We start from the raw sequence: 21463 nt of genomic DNA on the forward strand, positions 1-21463 counted from the left end.
TCCATTTAATTATTGCTTAACGCTACCACATTAGTGGGTTTGTGCGCACCCTCCCATCAAATTGATGCTTTGCTGAGTTTGAATAGAAAGTTAAACATGGGTGTCTCATTAGCATGGCTGTCTTCATAATGATTAACATGGGTGTCTCATTAGAGTTTTAGCGTCTCTAGCATGGGTGTCTCATTAGCGCTCTTTGCTTAACGCTACCACATTAGTGGGTTTGTGCGCACCCTCCCATCAAATTGACGCTTTGCTGAGTATGAATAGAAAGTTAAACATGGGTGTCTCATTAACATGGCTGTCTTCATAATGATTAAGCATGGGGGTCTCATTAGAGTTAAGCATGGGTGTCTCATTAGAGTTATTAACATGGGTGTCTTCATAGTGGTGTGGCTGTCTTCATAGCCTTGGATTTAAAATGTCCCTCGCGGATCTATAGGTTAGCCTCGACTCATTTCCATTAGGCGACTGTAAGTTCGGCGAAATTCAAATTTCAATGCGCCTTCTAAATACAACTCGGTAAGCGGCACATTTGTGCTCAAGTATATTTTGACGTCTTGGTCGTAAAACTCGTCAATTAAACTTATAAAGCGTCGTGCCATATCATCTTTTACAGCATAAGAAACCACGCGCTCACCTGTGCTAGCTGCTTGGTTGTCACCTATACCATCTTCGGTACCCCGGGCTTTAATCCAGCCTCGAACTTTACCGCCTAATTGAGGGACTTGGCTGATCATTACGGTATTAAATCGTGATGCGATTTCCATGTAATCGAGTTGCGAGCGAGGCCCTTCACATAAAGCATGAAAATCGAACCAGGCGACAGAATTTGTGACTGTCTCTATAGCGCGGACAACTGGGATCTGTCGATGGCAAATGGTGATACTAGTTTGATTTATTTCTGAGTTGGATACTAGCTCTGTTAATTGGTCAAAAATAGCAGAGAAGTTCATATCTGAGTTCATGCCGATATTATGTGATTTGGATGCAAAGTTAGCTATGTCCTTGAGTGACGGCCCTGAACGTAACCGGTGATCTTGTTCTCCGGCGAGATGAATTGATTGGGTTTGTTGTTGAAGAAGGGCAATGCAGGGTAAAAACTTATGACGGGCTAAACCGTTTTCATATAAGCGATCGATGGGAATATTAGAGGTTGCCACTAGCAAAACGCCGAGTTCAAATAGGCTGGTAAATAAACCCGCTAAAATCATGGCGTCACCTATGTCTGATACAAAAAATTCATCAAAACACAAAATGTGATATTCATTAGCAAGGTCTTGAGCAACCTTGACTAAAGGATCTTGTTGTCCCTCATGTTCTTTCAAAGCCTGATGTATGCGAGCCATAAAGCGATGAAAATGAAGTCTTAATTTACCTTCTGACGGCAGACAATCGTAAAACAAATCCATTAAAAAAGTTTTGCCGCGCCCAACATCCCCCCACAGATAGATACCCTTAGGTTTAAGCCCTTGACTGTCTCTATAGGTTGGCAAACGCTCAAATAGATTATGAAGCGCATCTACTGCTTGAATTTGTGCTGGGTCTTCTACCAGGCTTGAGCCCAAAAGCGATTGATAACGACTTCGAGGAGAGTGCTTCGCAAGTTTGAGTGTTGTGCCGTCAGGCATCGCAATCTATTCCTAGGTTGTATGAGATGGCGTTACTTTACTTTTTTTGCCAGCGTAATCCAAGATCATATAGACCAACTCAAGATTAAAGCCGCTAAGTTATTTAAGGGCTGCAAGATAGCACTATCCTATCTTTCGTCTTTGAATTTTTCGGGTAAAAATTACACAGTGTGAAAATGTTTCACATTTTTATCTGCTCGCAGTTTTCTGCTTCCACTTCGACTGACAACGTGTAATTGCTTTCTAAGTTTACAAATTCTAAATGCCAGTGTTGATTCCAGCCACCATTTGAACATTGCTATAGCCTAATCTGAATTAATAAATTTAATGAGATACAAGTAGTTAGCCAGTCTGCTCGCTCCATAAAGATGATAAGTTTCTAAACTTTTTAATAGTTGCAGGGGTGATTTATCTCTCCTTTAGCTAGCAAACTTAACATCCTTTAAATGGATTCTGAGGGTTGGCATTCACCTTGCTCCTTTAAGTAACACAAGTCATAAAAAACACAGAATTCAGGGAACTCAAAAATGTTTAGTTCCCTATGAAATCGTAGTTAATGCAGTAGGAGAATGATGATGAAACCGAATATTATTGAAGAGCAACATCCTAGTAAGATTGTCGCTGTGTATGAAAACGAATTTAAGGCGAAGCAGGCCGCAGAGAAGCTTATTAATACAGCTGAGATTTCAGAAGATCAGTTCAATATAGTTGCACCGGAAGATCGCCAATTTGAACGTAAAATAGAGCCAGAAACCCAGGCAGTTGGTAAAACGCTTCTCGCTTCTCATTTGATGCTGGGGTTAATTGGTATGGTTACAGGACTGCTCGTTGCCTCATCTTTAATCATAGCAGGAACACAGTTTGCTGTTTCCAGTCCGATAATGTTGATTATTGCCACAGGAACCCTAGGAACTTTTATGGGGCTTCTCGTTGCGGGTGCAGTTTCATTGCGTCCTGATCACGATTCAGTGGTGAATAAGGCAAGAGATGCAACTCATCACAATAAATGGTCAGTGATAGTGCACGCAAAAGACAGACAGCAAATACAACAAGCTAAAAAGGTTATGAAAGACTCCGCGGTGAGGTTTGCAGAGACGTTTTAATACAAGGACAGGCTGCCCTTTAATTTAAAGACGTCTAAATCTGCGGATTTAAAATTGCCATGCAACGAAACGGCTCACTTTACTGCCTTGAGACATTTCAATAGTCTCAATCTGGTGAGCCTGAGCTTGCTTTAACTGCTGATAAATCTTGTTCAAATGCTCTTTTTTCGAGACTAAGCAGGTGAACCATTGCACTTGCTTGGCAAATTGCTGACTCTCAACAATCATCTTACTAATAAACGCGGATTCGCCGCCTTTACACCATAACTCGTTGTGTTGTCCGGCGAAATTAAGGTGCGTTTTACTGACTTCCTGTAATCGATGAGGACCGGCACTTTGCCTCTTCTGTTTATGTCGACCGAGGTTCCGGTTTTTACGCAGATTTCCTCCCAGTGCATCTTGTGCATTAGCATGAAAAGGCGGATTACACATGGTAAATGTGAATTTATCACCTCCTTGAATTATGCCCTTAAATATATGCTGACTATTAGCTTGTTTTCGAACCTTGATGTGCGTTTTTAGATTGCTATTGTTGCTGATAATCCGTTTGGCAGAATGCAGTGAGGTATCGTTGATGTCACTTCCAACAAATTGCCACCCGTAGATTTGGTTACCAATAATCGGGTAAATCAAGTTCGCTCCCACACCCACATCCAGCCCAATGACATCATTTTGATTGTGATTGGTGATAGCGATTAAATCCGCAATATGATGAATATAGTCTGCTCTTCCTGGTACAGGAGGGCACAAAAAGCCATCGGGAATATCCCAGTAGTTTAGGTTGTAATATTGTTTTAAAAGGGCTTGATTGAGGGTTTTTACTGCTTTGGCGTTAGCAAAGTCAATGGTACTGCGTCTACCTTCTTTTTTAACCACAAAGTTTTTGAGCTCTGGAGAGGATTGAACTAACTGGGCAAAATCATAGCCGTTTTTATGAAGGTTTCTTGTGTGCATTGTTGTTTGTTAACTCATGACTTAAGTGACAATTCGCAATATTTAGCGCCAACAATCATTTTAACATGATATTCATGGGGGCACTGTGATTGTTGTTTTTGCAGATGAAATGAGATTGAGCGCGGCTAGGCTTAGGCCTAGGATGGCAAATTATTGTCAACTTGCCGGCTGTGGAATTTTTGCATCACAGGAATTAGACTGTGCCCTTAAGGTTAGTCATCAAATGCGCATATTATTTGAAGTGGAAATCAGCCGATGCCCAAGCTTTAATTTTGTTTTGCTGGCCCTGCTGGCATAGCAATCGGCTAACTTTACTCGCGTATCCCTAATATTTCAGTAAAAAATATCAGTTATAAACTAAAGGGCACAACCTTGCCTACCGCACCTGAAACTTGCTCAACAATACCATTGCCTATGGCTCTCCATTTCGACTCTCGATTGGCTAATTCAGTTTTCACTTTTTCAACACTTTGCTGGGTTAACGCAATGGCGCTCTTAATTTCGGTACCATCACCCAACTCAATTTTCTGTTGGAGCCCAGTTAATTGCGCCAAAATAGAATCCATACTTTTACGGCTTTCGGCCAGTTCATTTTCGATTTCTGCAACCTGTGTTTGAAGTTGTTTCACGCCTTTACTTAACTCTTTGCCCATATCATCGGCCAATGCTTCAACTTTTTCATCAATCCATTCATCCATTTCCTGCCGGGCATTATCTGCAACGGTTTTCACATCCGGCGGAAGGGCATCAAAACTGGGGACTAATCTTCTGGTTCTCATTATTAAATTCCTTTTGACTCTGTGGTTTTTTGAGCGGCATGTTTATTGATTAGGTTGTTCACCTTGTTGGGAATTTCATCTAGTAGGTCGCTGAGTTTATTGTTGATATCTGTGGTTATGCGCGTTTCTACGCTATCTAAGTTTTGGGTTAACCCTCCCAAACTTTGAAATGCCGTACCTGATACTTTTGTTAAAAACTGATCGAATTGGCTGGATAATGGCCCTAAAAGACCTTGAACTTTTGTCGCGGCGGTATCTAGTTTCAGTTTTAGATTATCGCTAGCGCCGGCTAAAATGAGCTTATAAATAGGCGTTTTATCAAGGTTATTCTGCAGGGTTAACAGGGTTTGTAATTGACTGTCGTTCAATGTATCTAATTGGCCATGATGAGCCGCTAAACTGGCTTGCAATGTTAACAGCTCTGCGGCAATCTCCTGTGCTTGGCCAGTAAAGCCGTCACAGTTTATATTTGCCGGCAAGCTTATCGATGCATATTCTGAATTTATGTCATCAAAAAGCCTCGTTCTAGATTTAATTATCTCTTCAAAAAAATCATCACGTAACTCCAAATCATCTTGAGAGTGACGATCGGCGATAGCTAATATCTCGGTTTTTTTGACTAAAATCTTCTGCGTAATGTCGACATCTAAAGGTGCTAACGTTTGTTCGTTTTCAAGTGCTTTTAATTGCGTTTGATAGATTTGAAATGAAGCTGCTAATGGCTCATAAGCGGTATTAAATTTTTGGGGATAATCTGTGTTTTGAAAAATAAAGGTTTTTTCATAAAACAACTCCCTCATTTTGAGCTTGGAGTTGCTAATTAAAGCCTCTGCGTGTTTTTGAGTATTGCGGTTTATTATCTCACACTGTTTTGTCAATTCAGCGCCAACCAACTTTACCATCTCTGCTTCAGTTTTTAGTTGATTATCGAATGCGTTGGCAATGACATTCTGTTGCTGAGCCAGTAATTTTTGGTTTTCGACTGATTGATCGGTAAGATCTAATACCGCCTGGCTGGCACAACCACTAATAACACTCAGTGTTGATAAAATAATTGAAACTGTAAATAGATGTTGTATTTTCATTTGGACGGATCCTTTTTAGCCAATTGAGATTCTACTAACCCATTGGCAAGTTCTTTTGCCTGACTTTTTATTTCACCAAACCCTTTCGGCTCTGCAGCACTTTTTAAGGCCCTAATTAATTTTGTGCGTTCTTCATAGAGTTTTTTGGGGCCTTCATTGATGCTTTTTTCAGCTTCTCCCAATACTTTTGCAATTAACTTATCGAATAACGCCGCAGTGCGCCTGGACGCATAGCCAAAAATGAAACCTATTAAGGGAAGTGTCCAAACCCTTGCTTTATAAGGACCTAAATCAAACCAGCCGAACATTATTGCCATCACCATAACTAGCGCGAGAATTGGCCCGTAAATCAGTTTGGTGTAGGCGACCCAGCGCTCGAGTGGATTGAAGTTTTGTTTGCGCAGGTATTCTGCCGAGTTCACTAATAAATTTGTGATCACCCCAAAAACAGCCCAAAAAAGGATTTCTAACATGGATAAATTCGGAGATGTCCACATGAAGAGTTTATTAGGCGGTGACAACGTCTCGAGGTCATTCAGTTGTTGTTGCTTTAATCTGTCCAAAGCAAATAAATTCTCTTTAATAGTGTTTGGTAATAAGTTACTAGCTGACAATTTGGAACTAACCTCGGCGACCAAAAGGTAAGCGTTGTTATATTCCCCTTGATCCAATTGGGTTTCGATAGGGGTAATTTCTTTTAGATCGTTAACCCTTAGTTTTAACTGTAATATTTGTGCTTTGGTTTTAGTGAAGAGTTCAAATATGGAGGTTGACCGGTCGCGAATTTTGGCAATGGTATCTAGGCTTTGCTCTGCACCGATATACCAATCCAAATCGCCTAAATTTTTGAAATTGACTTCACCGGTACTCGATAACTGGGCAAAATATTTCCAGGATATTGCACCTTGTTCATCTGATTTAGTGTGCATTACTATAAGGTGTGATACTAAATAAACGAAAATAACCAAGGTTAGCAATACGATTAATTTGAGTATAAAAGATTGCCCGATGGTTCGGGTGGGGCGATTATCCATTATCATGTATCTCCAAAATTTCAATTCGCGTTAACGAATGAGTATTTAGTGTTAGTTGTCAATTCCCTTGAAACTACATGACAATATTTGGCGTAACGAGTGCGACTAAACCGTACCTTTCACCTGTACCCATAAACATATAGACCAAAATAGCTTATGTTGCCAATAGCCAACATAAGAAAGTTGCCTAAAGGCGACTTGATTAAATAACTACTCATCTGAATTTTAATCTCAGTGCCGAACTTAATGCTCAATAACTTGCCACTAGAGGCTCAGGGTGTTGTTACCTTTTAGCTCACCAAAAATCAGTTGCGGGGCTTTTCAAAAGACCTTGGTTTATTCTAACTGGCCGATAAATGAATAGCCTTAAACAGTTATCATGAGCAATTTTGAGTATTCCATGATAAAGCAGTATGCTTGAGATCTGGTTTCACTAGGTTGCTGCCCAATGCGCTGGATTGTCTTTCTTCTACTCACTGTTGCAAGTTTTTGCTCAGTTTTAGGTCGCGCCTATGCCGTCAACACTGAGCGTTTTGCGTTGGTGATTGGCAATCAAAATTATCAATTAGCGCCTTTGCAAAACACCCTGAATGACGCAGAAGCAATTTCTGACGCTTTTTTTGAACTTGGGTTTCGGGTGACAACCCTAACAGATGCTAACTTTCTGTCGTTGCAGCAGGGAATTAACAGGTTTTACGATGAGGTGGACCGGGCACCCGGCAGTCAAAAGCTCGCGGTTGTGTATTATGCTGGACATGCAATCCAAATTAACCACGCGAATTACCTAATTCCCCTCAATATTCAGTTTGAAAGCGAGCAAGAGTTTGTTGGTCAACTATATAATCTTTCACATTTATTTGAACTGATGAATAAGACTAAGAAATTACAAAACATTGTCATTCTAGACGCGTGTCGGAATAATCCATTTGAAGGCAGCGCTTTTTCGTCACAAGGACTAGCGCCGGTTAAAGCCCCTGCAGCTACGTTAATTGCTTTCGCTACAGAACCAGGCGGAGTAGCCTCAGATGGCAAAAGCGAAAACGGTGTTTATACTAAGCACTTACTCAAATATATTTCTGAAAGTATCTCAATTGAAGAAATCTTTAAAAAAGTCAGGTCTGCAGTGGCTAAAGAAACACGCAACAGGCAAATTCCGTGGGAACATTCATCGTTACTTGGGGAAGTCTATTTCAGCCCACCGAAAAACAAGGAAGTGCCCAATATAGTAGTGTTTTGAATGGGTTTAAAAAACATAAGCTAGTCCAATATGCAAAGAGGTGAACGATTCATCAATACCATTGAACTGCATATCGTTATAATTTATATCTTGCTGATAATCATTAATTTTAAAGCGGGTTTGAAATAACAAGTTGCTGGAAACCGGCATTGTCCAGCTTAAACTATAGCTAAACCCTTTTGTATCACCTGTTAGGTTACCCGTTAAATCATCAAATTCCGTTAGCTCTTCCTCTTCTTCTTCATCGGTATTTTCTGAAAACACATTGGTGGCATCCAGATCAGCAAAGGCAACAGATAAACTAAGACTGCCTGCTTTCTCAAAGTGCCAGTGATAACTGATACCAATAAATGGCCCTTTTTGCTTATATCTTTCATCGGTAACACTGAGTTGATCCTCTTCTTCAATATCCCGTGGGGTAAATTGGATTTTAGTATTGCCATATTTATAGCCGCCAAATAACGTCCAATTTTTATTCAAACGATAGCCTAATGTAATGTCTAGATCATCACGAGAGGCTTTACCTGTATCTTCTTCTTCGGATATATCCGCATCTTTTAATGTTGTTTGTAAGTTGGCAGACAACTGCCAGTTTTCAAGGGTCATAGCGAGGGGGATATTGATGCTGGGAAAGCTAATTTCATGGTCTAGCTTTTCAGAAAATGCAAAGTTGCTATACCCTAATGATGCACCGGTAACAAATCGAATGTCTTGTAAAGAAGAGCTTGCAAAGCTTAAAGGCGATGCTAAAAGCGTTAGAACGAATACTATGGAGTAGCGATTGTTCATTATTTGCCCTCTAATTGTTATTTTTTTGTGCAATTAACTAAGACTAATAGTATTGTTAATACATAGCAAAGAATAGGCCAAATAAATGAATACCAGCAAACGCTTAACGTCATACCTTCCTATCCTCTTTACCGTCGTGTGCTTATTTTTTATTGGCGGGTGCAATTCCACCGACGAGCCCATTGAAGAGCCGCAATGCCGTAGTGAAAAACAAGAAAGCTGTGATGCGGGTGACGAAACACAAAGAGGGTACGATCCCTGTTTGGTGAATAAAAACTTGCCGGTCTGCGAACCTTAATGGACCCACAAGAACTAAAACTCCAAATTGCTGAAGTTGCAGGAACATGGATTGCTGCACTGGCTGTGGTTATTGGCGGTATTTTTGGGGTATTTCAATATTTAGAGCACAAAGATGCGGTGAGAGTGGACCGAAGTATGGCATTTGTTGAACGTTACCATAGTGATGGTTTGTTGATGCAGGCTAGACTTAAAATTACCGATTCCATGACGGCCCATGTCGATGAAATCAATCAGGTATTAACCGATCCATCAATCCAACCAGACAACGTTGCTGGTCAGTACAAAGAGTTTATTAATAGACAAGTTGAAAACGACCAGTTATCAGGCCCTTTGGATCAAATTTTCACTTTTTATGAGCAGATTATACTGTGTAGAGATCTGACCTTATGTGATGATGCTGTTGCAGAACAATTTTTTGATACCGATGGTAGGGCGTTTATTCGTACGTTTTATCCATATATTTGTAATATTCGAGAGAAGTGGAATAACCCTGACAAATTTGATCGCTTATTAAATTTCTATGCAGGTAATGGAAAGAGTATCTGCGATTCCTAAGATAGACTGCACAGGGGCTCTGATTATGGGGGGCTGGTTTCAATAAGCACCCCTGGTGTCGTTATTCTCGCAACTGCTGAATAATTGATAATAGTTCAAAAGGGCGTTCAAATTGAAATAAATGCGCTTTGCTAGGCGTTGTCAGGTAACGGTTTTGGTCGGAAAGTCTAACAAGACGCTGATAATACTCAGTACCGTCCTTCTGCCACTTTATTAATCCAGCTTTTTGTTCTTGGTTGTCTGTTTGGGCAATGTAACTATCTTCAAACTGAGTGTCGATAATCACTGTGGGTATGTGTTGAGGCCAAACTAGTTTAGCTGCTTGTTGCAAATCCTGATGGTAATTGGCAATTTCAATAAATAAATTCTTTTGGTTATGAATTTCTAACCGCTTGTCCATCAACTTGGTCACATACTGCCAGTTTGTAGTCGCTAATGTTGATAATGACGTTAGCTTCTCTAAATCTGCTTGGTTTTTCTGTTTAACTCTAGCTGAATATTTGTGTTGTGAAATATACGTTAAGTACTTTTCTAAGTTGTTTTTAAACGGCAGTGCATCTTGGTTGTATCGGGCAATTGAAAATTCACTGAGCACGTCGGGATCGATTAACACCACGTTGGAAACTCGTTTTTCCCTATTCTCTTGCAAGGCTATTTGCGCGCTGATATTACTGCTGGCAAATGCCACTAGAGTGGCATTTTGTATATTGAAATGCTGTAAGGTTAAGTTTAAATCTAGTGCAAAGTGAGTATAGCCAACAGGTGCGTCTGCTAAGTTAACCACAGTCGCGGCGCGGTCAATGGCAATTACCCTGTAATGCTGGGCTAAAATTGGCGCACTTGCAGCAAACCAGGCTGAATCTGAATGCCAGCTATCAATGGGCCCAGAGATAAGAACCACCCAAGGCTTTTGAAGTGCATTTTTTTCACCCCAAAAAGATACGTGTAATGGATGCTCGTCTATCTTAACTTCCATTGATTCAACACTAATTTCTGTTGCAAATAGCGGCATGGCTAGTATTGCAATCTGCCCTAAAAGAAGCGTTAAAACGCTTCTCATTAGTTGTTTCAAAAAGCACTTTCTCAACCTCATCATTAGGTTCCGGCATTAATATTTCATTAATCAATAGTGGCATGATTAAGCCAGTGATTCGCGGTTAAAATAGACAAAATGCTGAATTATAGAATTGAAAAGATGGATGATTATACAAATTGCTGGCTTAGTGGGAGGGAATGTTACCCAAAAGTTGAACTTAAAAAGGTTGAATTATTGTAGCGCTTTGCCCAAAAGTTTGCTGTAATAGATTGATAATAAATAAATTATAAAAACGTGAACTATGCATGCAGGTTGGCGCGAGTATCTAAAGCAAAGGTTAAAAACATCTTCAAAGTTTTACTCAGTAGGGCTTGAATTTGGCGACGATTCAATTCAGGTTTCAGTACTAGCTGATGAAATGCAAAATATCACATGGGTGAAACAACATTTGCTCCCCATTCACGATTGGCAGAAGCATCTGCACAACTATGTTTCCCAAGAGTCCTTAACGAACACACCTTGTCATGTCGTTCTCAGTCCCAGTAATTACCAAATTCAGCAAGTAGAAAAACCCCAGGTAACTGAAAGTGAAATGGCTCAGGCTCTGGTTTGGAGCGTTAAAGACCTCATGCCAAATCAGGATGACATAGTCGTCGACTATTTTGAGTTACCCGTGCAAAGTGCAGGTGAGAATAAAGTTAATGTTGTTGCTCTGCCTAAAGATAAGGTTGAGGAGTTAACAAACGGCATAGAGCACACAGGTTTAGAGCTGAAAAGTATCGGTATACTAGAGCTGATCATGGCCGATCTAGTTGAGTCTGGTGATGATGCAATACTAACCCTTGTACAAGAATCGGGTCAGGAAATATGCCTTAACATTGTAAAACAAGGGCAGGTGTACTTTTCAAGACGATTGCGTGGCTATGAAAATCTACCTACATTCAGTGAAGAAGAGTTGCAAATGGGAGTAGGCGACAACTTGAGCGTCGAAATTCAACGTTCAATGGATTACTTCGAGAGCCAACTCAGACAAGCCCCAGTGAAGAAAATTTTGTTAGCAATTGAGTCTCCACACATAGAAAAATTAGCGCAAATGATGCAGCAATTAACCTTTATGACTGTAGAGGCTATGCATATTGATGTTACCCATAGCGAAGACTTAGCTTACCGGAGTAGTTTCATCGGAAGTTTAGGCGCGGCTTTTGTGCAGAAAAACGGAAGTGCCAATGAAAACTAGAATTAATTTTTATAGAGAAGATTTCAAATCAAAAATTATACTTCTCAATTTGAATTTTCTTTTAGTGCTGGCCACCTTGTCCATCATTTGCATTGTGATTGCCTGGTTTTGGGCGAGCAATTCATTAGGCGACGCAGAGAAGCAGACTGAATCCTTACTTTTCCAAATTGCACAAAAAAAGGACTTGTCTAAATCCTTGATCGAAGCAAAAGACACTCGGACTCAAAATGTGGCGATTGTGGCAGATGTGGAAAAACATCAGCAAGAACTCGTTATGAAGCGCACTATTTTAGATGAATTGGACAGTCGTCAAACTCAAAGAAGTCAAGGCTACTCAAGCTTAATGATAGACTTGGCAGAAAATCATAATGCCAATTTGTGGCTGACTAATATTTTAGTTTATGAGCGCCATATTTATTTAGAAGGTGCTGCCAGTGATTCTAAAGCTCTTCCTCAATGGCTTTCACAACTCAACCAAGCAAATTACTTTATCAATACCGACTTTGCTGGTGCGCGTATGTACCGCAATGAAGACCAACAATTGCAATTTATCCTAAGTTCTAAACTTGATGATATGAAGGGGAAAGGGCAATGAGTCAGTCTTTGGGAAATCAATACGCTGATATACTCGCGAAATTTTCGGCCCTGACCACCCGTGAGCGTGCCTTAACCATTATTGCAGTTGTGACCCTTATTTTAATAGGGGGCTATGTTACTTTGGTCGAACCTGTTTTAGACAAATGGGATCGAGAAAAAATGGAAATTCAAAGACAAAAGCATGAAGCCGCCAAATTAGATGGGAAAATTGCCGTATTACAGAAAACCTTACAAGAAGACCCTGATGCAGCGATTAAAGCGCGCCTCCAGTCTGTCAAACAGCGAATATCTGAAGCGGATGACAAACTCAAAGCACAGACGGAAAACTTAGTACCCGCCTCGCATATGCCTATACTATTAGAGCAAGTATTTGAACAATTTGAACAGCTTAAGTTAATCGCAATGCATTCAATTGCGCCAACACCTCTGCTTACTCTGGAAGAGGAACAAGCCCTTACTGATGTAAATTTGTACCAACATGGTGTGCAAATAACCTTGCAAGGTGGCTATTTTGAGATACAAAAGTACCTGCAAAAAGTGGAAGCACTGCCTTACCAGTTTTATTGGAAAAAGTTTGAATATAAGGTTGAGGATTATCCAGACGCTTCGGTTCAGATTGAAATTTATACCTTAAGCACCAGTCGCGCATTTATTGGAGTTCGCAATGATTCGTAAATTCACTTTATGCCTTGGTGTCATGCTTTGTTTTTCACTTGGTGCTAAACAGCTTGTTGATCCAACTAAGCCGAAAGGGGTTGGCTTGCTTGCTGCTAAAAGCGGCAAAGACGAAGGTGGTCCAGCACCTATTTTATTGACGGCTGTGTTTATTAAAGCTAATAGTAGAGTAGCGGTAATAAACGGTGAATCCGTTGCTGAAGGGGAAAGCTGGCGAGGAAACCAAGTGAAAAAGATAAATAAAGACGGAGTCGTTTTAATTGTAGACGGCCGTGAAACCGATTTGTTATTAAATCAACACTCAATTAAAAAAGATGCATCGAATGACTTCTAAGCAAACTGTACTTTTAGGATTGTCGCTAACCATGTTTGGCTGTCAATCAACATCAGAAACCGGGCCCGCTCAAAAGTCCATGGACCAAGCTATGGAATATCAAATTGAGTCTATGCAAGGTAAACAAAGCATGCCTCTAAACGACCTGCCAGATGCGGTAAGTCAGGCGTTGTTACCTGGTCAATCGTTAAGTGAAGAGCCACTTTTTGATGAAGAAAAATATGATATTAGCGCTAAAGCTGTTGATGCCGTCAGTTTTTTTGCAGGCTTAGTTGAGGGAACGCCATACAGCGTAGCGGTTCACCCAGAAGTTAAAGGCGCTATATCTTTGAGCTTAAAACAGGTGTCCTTAGATCAAGTGTTTGATTTAGTATCAGATCTTTACGGTTATGATGTTCAGAAATTCGACCAAATTTTTCGCGTCTTTCCTGCTGGTATGCGAACAGAAACGTTTCCTGTCAATTACCTATTGATGCAACGTGATGGTACAACCCAAACCAGTATCTCGTCTGGTGGTGTAACCCAAAGCGAAAATAATCAAAACTCTAATACCAGTAGCATTAATAACTATACGGGTAATTCTTCTACTGGCAACAATCTTGGCAGTAGTTCCAGTGGCAATAACATCAATGGCACCAATATTAGCACGCGAACAGAAACTGACTTCTGGACTGAATTAAAAGAGACGTTAACGTCTATGGTTGGGGCAGAAGAAGGTCGCATGGTAATGGTGACCCCTCAAGCTGGTTTGGTGACGGTACGTGCGATGCCAGGGGAAATCCGCAGTGTTAAAGAATATTTGAAAGTATCTGAAGAAATTATTAAACGACAAGTGGTGTTAGAAGCTCGAATCATTGAGGTGTCGTTAAGCGATGAGTATCAGCAAGGTATCAACTGGAATCAAATAGCGAATAGTAATAGCAGCACTCAAGTTAGTTTGTCTACTACTGCTGGTACGTTTGGTAATCAAATCAGTGCTGCACTGGGGAATGTCACCAGTTTATCTTTCTTAAATGAAGACTTTTCTGGCGTTTTAACTTTGCTTGAAACCCAAGGTAATGTGCAAGTTCTGTCGAGTCCTAGAGTGACAGCCACAAATAATCAAAAAGCGGTGATTAAAGTGGGTGATGATGAGTACTTCGTGACCGAAGTTTCCAATCAAAACACCATTACCTCGGGGACCACTACGGTAACCCCGAATATTGAGCTTACGCCATTCTTTTCTGGTATCGCATTAGATGTGACACCCCAAATTGATGATAAAGGCGGCGTGTTATTGCATATTCATCCTTCCGTCATTGAGACCGATGAACAAGAAAAAGTCATTACCCTAAATGAAGAACGTTATGTGCTGCCTTTGGCGCAGAGCAACATTCGTGAATCGGACACGGTTATTCATGCGAACTCGGGTGAAATAGTTGTTATTGGTGGATTAATGCAATCCATAGTGTCTGAAACTGATTCAAAAACACCGTTATTAGGTGATATTCCGTTATTAGGAAATCTTTTCAAAAGTAAAAACGATATTGAAACCAAAAAAGAGTTGGTCATTTTGTTGAAGCCTACGGTGGTTGATGCAAATACCTGGAAGCAGCAATTGAAGCAAAGTCGTGATCAAATGGCTGATTGGTTATACGTGGAATAACACTATGTACCTGTACCATTACGGTATTAAGGAATTACCGTTTACATTAACGCCGAATACTAGCTACTTCTTTGGTCTCCCCAGTCACAAAGAAGCTCTGGCTGTGTTAATTACTGCCCTTAAAACCGGTGAAGGTTTTATTAAAGTGACAGGCGAGGTAGGTACAGGTAAAACACTCATATGCCGTAAGCTATTAAATGAATTGCCGGGGGATTTTGTCACTGCCTATATTCCCAATCCTTTTCTTAGCCCAGCAGAATTGCGCAGATCTGTCGCTAATGAGCTCAATGTTGCCTTAACTGACCATTCTGATCAGCAAGAGTTTACCCATCGTATTCAGCAACGCCTTATTCATATTCATCAACAAAACAAAGGTGTGGTATTGATTATCGATGAAGCTCAGGCTTTACCGATGGAAAGTATTGAAGCTCTTAGGTTAATGACGAATTTAGAGACCGAGTCTCGAAAATTATTACAAGTTGTGTTGTTTGGACAGCCAGAATTAGATCAAAAGCTCGCATTGCCTGAGTTAAGGCAGCTAAAACAACGAATTACGTTTTCGTATAATTTACGTTTAATGGATGCTGACCAGGTTTATCAGTATGTAAGGCACCGTATGGCCGTAGCTGGCTATAAGGGACAGGAGTTATTTAGTAAAAAATGCTGCGAACGTTTATTTAAAGCCAGTAAAGGGACGCCCCGGATTGTCAATGTATTATGCCACAAGGCATTGATGTTAGCCTATGGTGAAGGCAAGCATGAAGTCTCACTTCAGCATGTGAACTTGGCTATCAACGATACAGAAGCGGCATTTTTACCAAGCAGACATTTACGTCTTATCTTCATTATTGCCGGATTAATTTTATTGGCATTAGCAGCTACCTTTATTTATGAGAGTTGGTTGTTATGAGTGTCGTAAATAAAATGCTGCAGGATCTTGAGGAGCGTAAGGCGGAACCTGAATTGTCAGCAGATTACCGCCCGTCGACTGAACCCAAAAAGTCGTTTTTAAGTATTTATCTGATTCTGATGGTATCAGTAATAATTTTACTGGTGTGGCTTTTTAAAGACAATTTATTCAGCTCAAGTACATCAGCAATCGATGTGGTCAATACGCCAGAAAACCAAGAACAAAATACGCTACAACAGCTTGAGGAAACGCCAAATTCAGAACCTAAAGTGGTTTCAGAGCTACTACAAATTAATGAATCAACAGTAACTGAGGTTGAACTGGTTGAACAATCTGAACCCCTAAACCCAGTGAATCAACAAGCAGACGATAACCCGTCGGTTGACACACAAAACCTAAAAAATGTTGAGCAACAAAGTGATTATCAACTAAGCCAAAATAACCTACAGCAGTCAGTTGATAACCAAAACATTGAAGTAGATGAACAATTAGCGGCTCAAGATAAAGAGGTAGAGGTACGCAAGGTTGAACAGAAACTGACTAAATTGAAGACTTCCTCTACCCAGCCCGAAGTACAAAAACTAGGTGAATCCGACACCGTTGACGGTGTCTTCGAAATGAAGTCGAGCCAAGCCGCTGTTGATAAAGCAACCTTAAAACAACAAATACAGGTGGCGTTAAAGCGCGGAGATGACCGCACGGCTGTTAAATTACTCCAAAAGCTGGTTAAAGTTGCGCCAGATAATACTGCTGCCAGAAAAAGGTTGGCATCAATGTTATTCGCCCAAGGTGAACATGAAAAAGCCAATATGAGCTTGCAAACAGGCATAGATTTGTACCCCGGCAACTTAGAGCTGCGTATTATGCAAGCAAGACTATATGAACAAATGAAAAAACCCGTTGAAGGTTTCGAAATACTCATGTCTCACGCAGTGTCAGCTTATCAAGCTCCCGATTATGTGGCCTATAGAGCAACATTGGCGCAAAAGGTAAACCGTTTTGAGCAAGCGAGAACAGATTATCAACAATTGACTAAAAGCCAATCTGCAAACGCCAAATGGTGGTTAGGTTTGGCTGTGGTTGAAGAACGACTAGGTAACATGAGTGGGGCGCTAGATGCCTATCAGAATGTTAAACAACTATCCCAAATGTCCGTCGAGGTGGAAGAATTTGTTGAACAAAGAATACGCTATTTGGCAGGGGTTAACTAATGCAACCTAAAGCTAAAATCCGTCTCGGAGACTTGTTGGTTCAAAACAACATTATTACTGAAGAGCAACTTATGCAGGCGTTGTCAGCTCAACGCGAATCCGGTCGTAAATTGGGTGCTGTATTGGTTGAGCAGGGGTTTGTTTCAGAGCACGACTTACTGACGTTCTTGTCACAGCATTTGAAAGTACCGCTTATTAGTATACCTGAGTATCGGGTCCAGCCAGAAAGTGTAAAACTATTGCCAGAGGTACAAGCGCGTCGCTACCGTGCAATTGTTTTAGATGATAAAGGCGACCATCTTTTGGTCGGGATGAGCGATCCTGCAGACATCAATGCGGTTGATGCCTTGTCTACTTTATTATCAAAACCATTAAAATTAGCGGTGGTTTCTCAATCTCAATTATTCGCAGCATACGATAGCTTCTATCGACGCACTGAAGAGATTGCATCCTTCGCCCAGGAGTTGGCGGAAGAATATCAAAACGAAGATGAGTTTGATTTTGCCAGTGGTCTGGAGTCTGAACAAGACACCGCGGTGGCTCGATTATTACAATCCATCTTTGAAGATGCATTACAAGCGAAAGCTTCAGATATTCACATTGAACCAGATGAAGGCTTATTGCGGATTCGGCAACGTGTAGATGGCTCTTTGCAAGAAACCATTATTAAAGAAAAGAACATTGCCTCAGCATTGGTGCTTCGCTTGAAATTGATGTCGGGACTGGATATTTCTGAGAAACGTTTGCCCCAAGATGGACGCACTCAAGTGCGCATTAAAGGCCACACCGTTGATGTGCGACTGTCGACTATGCCAGTGCAAAACGGTGAATCTGTGGTGATGCGTTTGCTTGATCAGTCCGCTGGATTGCTGACCCTTGAACAAACTGGCATGCCCGGCCCAATGCTGCGACGCCTACGAGTTCTACTGCAACGTCCCCACGGTATGATTCTGGTTACAGGGCCAACCGGCTCAGGTAAAACAACCACTTTATATGGCGCGCTAAGTGAGCTGAACAAACCCGATACGAAAATTATTACGGTTGAAGACCCAGTTGAATATCGTTTACCACGAATCAATCAGGTTCAAATTAACAATAAGATAGACTTAACGTTTTCCAATATTCTTAGAACTACCCTTCGTCAAGATCCCGATATTATTATGGTTGGGGAGATGCGTGATGCAGAAACCGTAGAAATAGGCCTACGAGGCGCCTTAACCGGTCACTTGGTGCTGTCTACCTTGCACACAAATGACGCTATCAGTAGTGCAATCCGACTATTAGATATGGGCGCGCCAGGTTATCTGGTCGCGAGTTCACTCAGGGCAATTATCGCCCAACGATTGGTAAGAAGAGTTTGCGACAACTGTCAGGTTGATTACACCCCAAATGAAGAGGAAATGTTTTGGCTTAGTAATATTGATGCCAGTGCCAAAAGCGCCACCTTTAAAAAAGGCACTGGGTGTCAAAACTGCAATCAGAAAGGTTATCGCGGTCGCTTAGGGGTTTTTGAGCTACTTGAAATGACCGAAACTATGATGGATGCGTTGAAAAATGCAGATACTGTCGCATTTAGCCATGCTGCTCAAAACAGTCCTGGATATTCACCTTTAGCTAGTGTTGCCCTGTCATATGCAAAATTAGGCTTTACCACTGTGGAAGAGGTACTTCGACTTGTGGAAATGGTTGCAGAAAGTGACGATAAGGGAGTTCAACAACAGGATTCAGAACATAGCAGTTCAAATCATGAAGGTGAGGTAGATGGCTCAGTTTAATTACACTGGACGCACATCTAATGGTGAGCTAACTAGCGGCTTAATTGAAGCCGTGGATCAGTCTACTGCGGCTAAAATTTTAGTTGGACGCAATGTTACTCCCCTTAACATTTATGAAAGTAGTGAACAAAGTGGTGCTAAGCAACAAAGTAGTGAAATAAACTTCTTTACGCCAAAAGTCAGTTTAGAAGATTTAGTCATTTTTTCGCGGCAAATGTATTCCCTTACTCGAGCGGGTATTCCCATATTACGAGCGGTAAATGGTTTAGCCGATTCCACTAATTCGAAACGGATGGAATTGGCATTAAAGGATGTTGCAGAACAATTGGAACGAGGCCGAACATTTTCGTCTGCTTTGCATCAACATCCCGAAATTTTTAACCAATTGTTTGTTTCTGTTGTGCATGTTGGGGAGAACACCGGTAAATTAGACGATGCTTTTTTGCAGCTATCTGATTATTTGATTCGTGAACAAGAAACCCGTAAACAGATTAAATCGGCCATGCGTTACCCCTTTTTCGTGATATTAGCCTTAATTGCTGCTCTGATCGTGATGAACATATTTGTTATCCCAGTATTTGCAGATATGTTTAAAAAATTCGACGCTGAACTGCCATTAATGACTCGCTTTTTGATTGGCATGTCAGATATGTTTGTAACCAAATGGCCCTTTATGCTAATTATTGTTGGCGGTGTTATTTACGGGATTAGACGTTATTTGAACACTGATGTAGGCCGATATAAATGGGATAAACGTAAGCTAGGCTTACCGGTTATTGGTGGTGTATTAGAGCGCACACTATTAGGACGTTTTGCTAGAAGTTTTTCGATGATGTTAGTATCAGGGGTTCCCCTGACCGCAGCCCTTAATTTAGTGGCTGATGCGGTCGATAATCGTTTTATGTCGGAAAGAATTTTGAATATGCGGCGCAGCATCGAGAAAGGCGAAAGTTTGTCTCGTGTGGCCCATGCAAGTGAATTATTCACTCCCCTGGTGATGCAAATGATCACGGTAGGCGAAGAAACTGGGCGCGTAGATGAACTACTCGCAGAGGTAGCCGATTATTACGAACGTGAAGTGGATTATGACTTAAAGAGTTTAACGTCTAAAATTGAACCTATACTCATCGTTATTGTTGCAGTGATGGTGTTGATTTTAGCATTAGGTATATTTACTCCCATGTGGGAAATGATGGGCGCGTACAAAGGTCGTTAGTGTGGCCTAAAAGTGCATGATTAGGAATTGAATTGGATAAAAATCAGGCGGGACAAGAAAGTAGCAGCCAGTTATTCGGCAAAATTGTAGTGTTAATCGTGTTTATCACTATTCTCACTAGTTTTGTGCTGTATTTTAATACTAGTTCCCCTGATATGAAATACGTTGCGATGGAAAACTTACAGCAGAGGTTTTCACAAAGTGTGACAAATTCACATTGGCAATGGCAGGCTGAAGGTCGGCCAAGAATAATTATTTTAGTACATTACGAATCACAACCTGACGGAAATAACCAAGCGGTAGAAAAAGATCGACGGCCCATTGAAATGGGTTTAAATGGTTACCCAAAAACCGCGCCAAGTACTGAGGGGTGTGAAAAATTATGGCAAACCATTCTCAACGTTTCTATGAGTGTTGAAGGGTTTAAGGTTTACCCCGAATATTTTGCTGACACGGATCCTGAAGATGCAGTGAATGATGCTAAATGTCGTTTTAGGTTATCCGTTGGGCCCTATTTCGAATACCAAATTGCCAGTGGGCAAGTCAGTCCCTTGTTGGATTAGCAAACTAAATTCTAGTTTGAAATGGTAAAACGAAGGTAGGTGATTGACTAAGTTACTGTTAACAAAGTTAGATTGTTAGAAACGAATTATATAAATTAAAATTGGGTATAAAGAAGAGGTCACTTTTGAATTTTTCAACTGGCACCTCTCATCAGCTAAAAGGTAGGTTAATCATGCAAACTAAACAACGGGGTTTTACCCTTATCGAACTAGTCGTAGTGGTCATCGTTTTGGGGCTGCTTGCTGCCACAGCATTGCCGCGAATGTTAGATATTACAAAAGACGCCGAAGATGCCACTGTTGAAGGTGTTGCTGGTGGCTTCGCAACGGGGGTTGGTTTAGTTCGCGCTGCCTGGGAATTAGAAGGTCGTCCAGAAGAAAACTTTGGTACAAATACTACATCAGTAGAGATTGACGGTGTGCAAGTGGGAATTGACAAAGACACTGGGTATCCCACGGGGCAACTTAGCAACGATTCTAGTACTGAAGATGACAATATCAATAACCTTGATTGTGAAAGTACATTTAATTTAATCATGCAAAGCGCACCTACGATTTCTTCTGATTGGAATGATTTACCCTTTGAAGATTACCGTTATTTCACTAATTCAAGTGATGGACAAGGCTCTGGTGGCAATGATTTGTGCTTTTATTATCTTACTCAAACCATTAAAAACTTAACCGTTGAGCCCACGGATAGAAATTCCGGAAACGGCTTTATCTATGACCCTAGAATTGGTCAGGTAATTGTTTTTAGTAACAATTAGGCTGTAAAAAAACGATACCAAAGTATCGTTAGG

22 protein-coding genes are annotated in these 21463 nt (G+C 40.9%); 15 read left to right on the forward strand and 7 right to left on the reverse strand.

Going from position 1 to position 21463, the window contains the following annotated elements:
- Positions 1-440 precede the first annotated feature (440 nt).
- Positions 441-1628 (reverse strand): cell division protein ZapE, encoded by a 1188-nt coding sequence (gene zapE / locus Q4574_RS19575; RefSeq protein WP_303476868.1) that lies wholly within the window; start codon positions 1626-1628, stop codon positions 441-443.
- Positions 1629-2203: 575 nt separating this feature from the next.
- On the opposite strand from zapE, the gene Q4574_RS19580 reads away from it, so the two are divergent.
- A complete protein-coding gene (locus Q4574_RS19580) occupies positions 2204-2731 on the forward strand; it encodes a hypothetical protein (RefSeq protein WP_303476870.1) in 528 nt (175 codons plus the stop codon).
- A gap of 48 nt (positions 2732-2779) precedes the next feature.
- On the opposite strand, the gene rlmF is transcribed toward Q4574_RS19580, so the two are convergent.
- The 4 genes from rlmF to Q4574_RS19600 all read right to left on the reverse strand — a co-directional run bounded on the left by rlmF (position 2780) and on the right by Q4574_RS19600 (position 6583).
- The gene (rlmF, locus tag Q4574_RS19585; protein WP_303476872.1) at positions 2780-3685 is read right to left on the reverse strand and encodes a 23S rRNA (adenine(1618)-N(6))-methyltransferase RlmF; all 906 of its coding nucleotides are present in this window, start codon (positions 3683-3685) and stop codon (positions 2780-2782) included.
- A gap of 350 nt (positions 3686-4035) precedes the next feature.
- Positions 4036-4464, reverse strand: a complete 429-nt coding sequence (locus Q4574_RS19590) for a hypothetical protein (RefSeq protein ID WP_303476875.1) — start codon at positions 4462-4464, stop codon at positions 4036-4038.
- A 2-nt stretch (positions 4465-4466) separates the two neighbouring features.
- The gene (locus tag Q4574_RS19595) at positions 4467-5549 is read right to left on the reverse strand and encodes a hypothetical protein (protein WP_303476878.1); all 1083 of its coding nucleotides are present in this window, start codon (positions 5547-5549) and stop codon (positions 4467-4469) included.
- Positions 5546-6583 carry a hypothetical protein gene (locus Q4574_RS19600; RefSeq protein WP_303476881.1) on the reverse strand — a complete coding sequence of 346 codons (1038 nt, stop codon included), beginning with the start codon at positions 6581-6583 and terminating at the stop codon, positions 5546-5548. The genes Q4574_RS19595 and Q4574_RS19600 overlap by 4 nt, the downstream gene beginning before the upstream one ends.
- Positions 6584-7031: 448 nt before the next feature.
- On the opposite strand from Q4574_RS19600, the gene Q4574_RS19605 reads away from it, so the two are divergent.
- Entirely contained in the window at positions 7032-7820 is a 789-nt protein-coding gene (locus Q4574_RS19605) for a caspase family protein (protein WP_303476883.1), read from the forward strand.
- A 6-nt stretch (positions 7821-7826) separates the two neighbouring features.
- On the opposite strand, the gene Q4574_RS19610 is transcribed toward Q4574_RS19605, so the two are convergent.
- Positions 7827-8609, reverse strand: coding sequence for a hypothetical protein (locus Q4574_RS19610; protein WP_303476885.1), 783 nt, complete (start codon positions 8607-8609; stop codon positions 7827-7829).
- 85 nt (positions 8610-8694) lie between these two features.
- Between Q4574_RS19610 and Q4574_RS19615 the strand changes: the two genes are divergently transcribed.
- Both Q4574_RS19615 and Q4574_RS19620 read left to right on the forward strand, forming a co-directional pair.
- Positions 8695-8907, forward strand: a complete 213-nt coding sequence (locus tag Q4574_RS19615) for a hypothetical protein (protein WP_303476888.1) — start codon at positions 8695-8697, stop codon at positions 8905-8907.
- A complete protein-coding gene (locus tag Q4574_RS19620) occupies positions 8907-9464 on the forward strand; it encodes a hypothetical protein (protein ID WP_303476890.1) in 558 nt (185 codons plus the stop codon). Before Q4574_RS19615 ends, Q4574_RS19620 begins: the two co-directional genes overlap by 1 nt.
- Before the next feature lie 61 nt (positions 9465-9525).
- On the opposite strand, the gene Q4574_RS19625 is transcribed toward Q4574_RS19620, so the two are convergent.
- Positions 9526-10524 carry an alpha/beta hydrolase gene (locus Q4574_RS19625; RefSeq protein WP_303476892.1) on the reverse strand — a complete coding sequence of 333 codons (999 nt, stop codon included), beginning with the start codon at positions 10522-10524 and terminating at the stop codon, positions 9526-9528.
- Positions 10525-10801: 277 nt separating this feature from the next.
- Between Q4574_RS19625 and pilM the strand changes: the two genes are divergently transcribed.
- The 11 genes from pilM (at position 10802) to Q4574_RS19680 (ending at position 21430) form a co-directional block, all read left to right on the forward strand.
- Positions 10802-11737 carry a type IV pilus biogenesis protein PilM gene (pilM, locus tag Q4574_RS19630; protein WP_303476894.1) on the forward strand — a complete coding sequence of 312 codons (936 nt, stop codon included), beginning with the start codon at positions 10802-10804 and terminating at the stop codon, positions 11735-11737.
- Positions 11727-12332: a PilN domain-containing protein gene (locus tag Q4574_RS19635; protein WP_303476897.1), complete on the forward strand. Its 606-nt coding sequence runs from the start codon at positions 11727-11729 to the stop codon at positions 12330-12332. Before pilM ends, Q4574_RS19635 begins: the two co-directional genes overlap by 11 nt.
- Complete coding sequence (gene gspM / locus Q4574_RS19640) at positions 12329-13009, forward strand: type II secretion system protein GspM (protein WP_303476899.1); 681 nt, start codon at positions 12329-12331, stop codon at positions 13007-13009. The genes Q4574_RS19635 and gspM overlap by 4 nt, the downstream gene beginning before the upstream one ends.
- Positions 12999-13343, forward strand: a complete 345-nt coding sequence (locus Q4574_RS19645; RefSeq protein ID WP_303476901.1) for a hypothetical protein — start codon at positions 12999-13001, stop codon at positions 13341-13343. The genes gspM and Q4574_RS19645 overlap by 11 nt, the downstream gene beginning before the upstream one ends.
- Positions 13333-14988, forward strand: a complete 1656-nt coding sequence (mshL, locus tag Q4574_RS19650; RefSeq protein ID WP_303476904.1) for a pilus (MSHA type) biogenesis protein MshL — start codon at positions 13333-13335, stop codon at positions 14986-14988. The genes Q4574_RS19645 and mshL overlap by 11 nt, the downstream gene beginning before the upstream one ends.
- 4 nt (positions 14989-14992) lie before the next feature.
- Positions 14993-15898: an ExeA family protein gene (locus tag Q4574_RS19655; RefSeq protein ID WP_303476906.1), complete on the forward strand. Its 906-nt coding sequence runs from the start codon at positions 14993-14995 to the stop codon at positions 15896-15898.
- Complete coding sequence (locus tag Q4574_RS19660; RefSeq protein ID WP_303476908.1) at positions 15895-17109, forward strand: tetratricopeptide repeat protein; 1215 nt, start codon at positions 15895-15897, stop codon at positions 17107-17109. Before Q4574_RS19655 ends, Q4574_RS19660 begins: the two co-directional genes overlap by 4 nt.
- Positions 17109-18884 carry a GspE/PulE family protein gene (locus Q4574_RS19665; RefSeq protein WP_303476909.1) on the forward strand — a complete coding sequence of 592 codons (1776 nt, stop codon included), beginning with the start codon at positions 17109-17111 and terminating at the stop codon, positions 18882-18884. The genes Q4574_RS19660 and Q4574_RS19665 overlap by 1 nt, the downstream gene beginning before the upstream one ends.
- Positions 18871-20100 carry a type II secretion system F family protein gene (locus Q4574_RS19670; RefSeq protein WP_303476913.1) on the forward strand — a complete coding sequence of 410 codons (1230 nt, stop codon included), beginning with the start codon at positions 18871-18873 and terminating at the stop codon, positions 20098-20100. The genes Q4574_RS19665 and Q4574_RS19670 overlap by 14 nt, the downstream gene beginning before the upstream one ends.
- A gap of 32 nt (positions 20101-20132) precedes the next feature.
- Positions 20133-20663, forward strand: coding sequence for a hypothetical protein (locus Q4574_RS19675; protein WP_303476915.1), 531 nt, complete (start codon positions 20133-20135; stop codon positions 20661-20663).
- 173 nt (positions 20664-20836) lie between these two features.
- Complete coding sequence (locus Q4574_RS19680) at positions 20837-21430, forward strand: prepilin-type N-terminal cleavage/methylation domain-containing protein (RefSeq protein ID WP_303476918.1); 594 nt, start codon at positions 20837-20839, stop codon at positions 21428-21430.
- Positions 21431-21463 lie beyond the last annotated feature (33 nt).

Origin of the sequence: Aliiglaciecola sp. 3_MG-2023 (assembly GCF_030548205.1) — a bacterium.
In the GTDB taxonomy this organism is placed as follows: Bacteria; Pseudomonadota; Gammaproteobacteria; order Enterobacterales; family Alteromonadaceae; genus Aliiglaciecola.

What these genes read in the sequence shown, in the direction of transcription:
- Q4574_RS19605 (WP_303476883.1), top strand. Translation starts at nt 7,032, where the DNA reads ATGCGCTGGATTGTCTTTCTTCTACTCACTGTTGCAAGTTTTTGCTCA.
- Q4574_RS19595 (WP_303476878.1), bottom strand. Translation starts at nt 5,549, where the DNA reads ATGAAAATACAACATCTATTTACAGTTTCAATTATTTTATCAACACTG.
- Q4574_RS19580 (WP_303476870.1), top strand. Translation starts at nt 2,204, where the DNA reads ATGAAACCGAATATTATTGAAGAGCAACATCCTAGTAAGATTGTCGCT.
- Q4574_RS19635 (WP_303476897.1), top strand. Translation starts at nt 11,727, where the DNA reads ATGAAAACTAGAATTAATTTTTATAGAGAAGATTTCAAATCAAAAATT.
- mshL (WP_303476904.1), top strand. Translation starts at nt 13,333, where the DNA reads ATGACTTCTAAGCAAACTGTACTTTTAGGATTGTCGCTAACCATGTTT.
- Q4574_RS19615 (WP_303476888.1), top strand. Translation starts at nt 8,695, where the DNA reads ATGAATACCAGCAAACGCTTAACGTCATACCTTCCTATCCTCTTTACC.
- gspM (WP_303476899.1), top strand. Translation starts at nt 12,329, where the DNA reads ATGAGTCAGTCTTTGGGAAATCAATACGCTGATATACTCGCGAAATTT.
- Q4574_RS19660 (WP_303476908.1), top strand. Translation starts at nt 15,895, where the DNA reads ATGAGTGTCGTAAATAAAATGCTGCAGGATCTTGAGGAGCGTAAGGCG.
- Q4574_RS19625 (WP_303476892.1), bottom strand. Translation starts at nt 10,524, where the DNA reads ATGAGAAGCGTTTTAACGCTTCTTTTAGGGCAGATTGCAATACTAGCC.
- Q4574_RS19610 (WP_303476885.1), bottom strand. Translation starts at nt 8,609, where the DNA reads ATGAACAATCGCTACTCCATAGTATTCGTTCTAACGCTTTTAGCATCG.
- Q4574_RS19655 (WP_303476906.1), top strand. Translation starts at nt 14,993, where the DNA reads ATGTACCTGTACCATTACGGTATTAAGGAATTACCGTTTACATTAACG.
- zapE (WP_303476868.1), bottom strand. Translation starts at nt 1,628, where the DNA reads ATGCCTGACGGCACAACACTCAAACTTGCGAAGCACTCTCCTCGAAGT.
- Q4574_RS19645 (WP_303476901.1), top strand. Translation starts at nt 12,999, where the DNA reads ATGATTCGTAAATTCACTTTATGCCTTGGTGTCATGCTTTGTTTTTCA.
- Q4574_RS19670 (WP_303476913.1), top strand. Translation starts at nt 18,871, where the DNA reads ATGGCTCAGTTTAATTACACTGGACGCACATCTAATGGTGAGCTAACT.
- Q4574_RS19680 (WP_303476918.1), top strand. Translation starts at nt 20,837, where the DNA reads ATGCAAACTAAACAACGGGGTTTTACCCTTATCGAACTAGTCGTAGTG.
- Q4574_RS19620 (WP_303476890.1), top strand. Translation starts at nt 8,907, where the DNA reads ATGGACCCACAAGAACTAAAACTCCAAATTGCTGAAGTTGCAGGAACA.
- Q4574_RS19665 (WP_303476909.1), top strand. Translation starts at nt 17,109, where the DNA reads ATGCAACCTAAAGCTAAAATCCGTCTCGGAGACTTGTTGGTTCAAAAC.
- Q4574_RS19600 (WP_303476881.1), bottom strand. Translation starts at nt 6,583, where the DNA reads ATGGATAATCGCCCCACCCGAACCATCGGGCAATCTTTTATACTCAAA.
- pilM (WP_303476894.1), top strand. Translation starts at nt 10,802, where the DNA reads ATGCATGCAGGTTGGCGCGAGTATCTAAAGCAAAGGTTAAAAACATCT.
- rlmF (WP_303476872.1), bottom strand. Translation starts at nt 3,685, where the DNA reads ATGCACACAAGAAACCTTCATAAAAACGGCTATGATTTTGCCCAGTTA.
- Q4574_RS19590 (WP_303476875.1), bottom strand. Translation starts at nt 4,464, where the DNA reads ATGAGAACCAGAAGATTAGTCCCCAGTTTTGATGCCCTTCCGCCGGAT.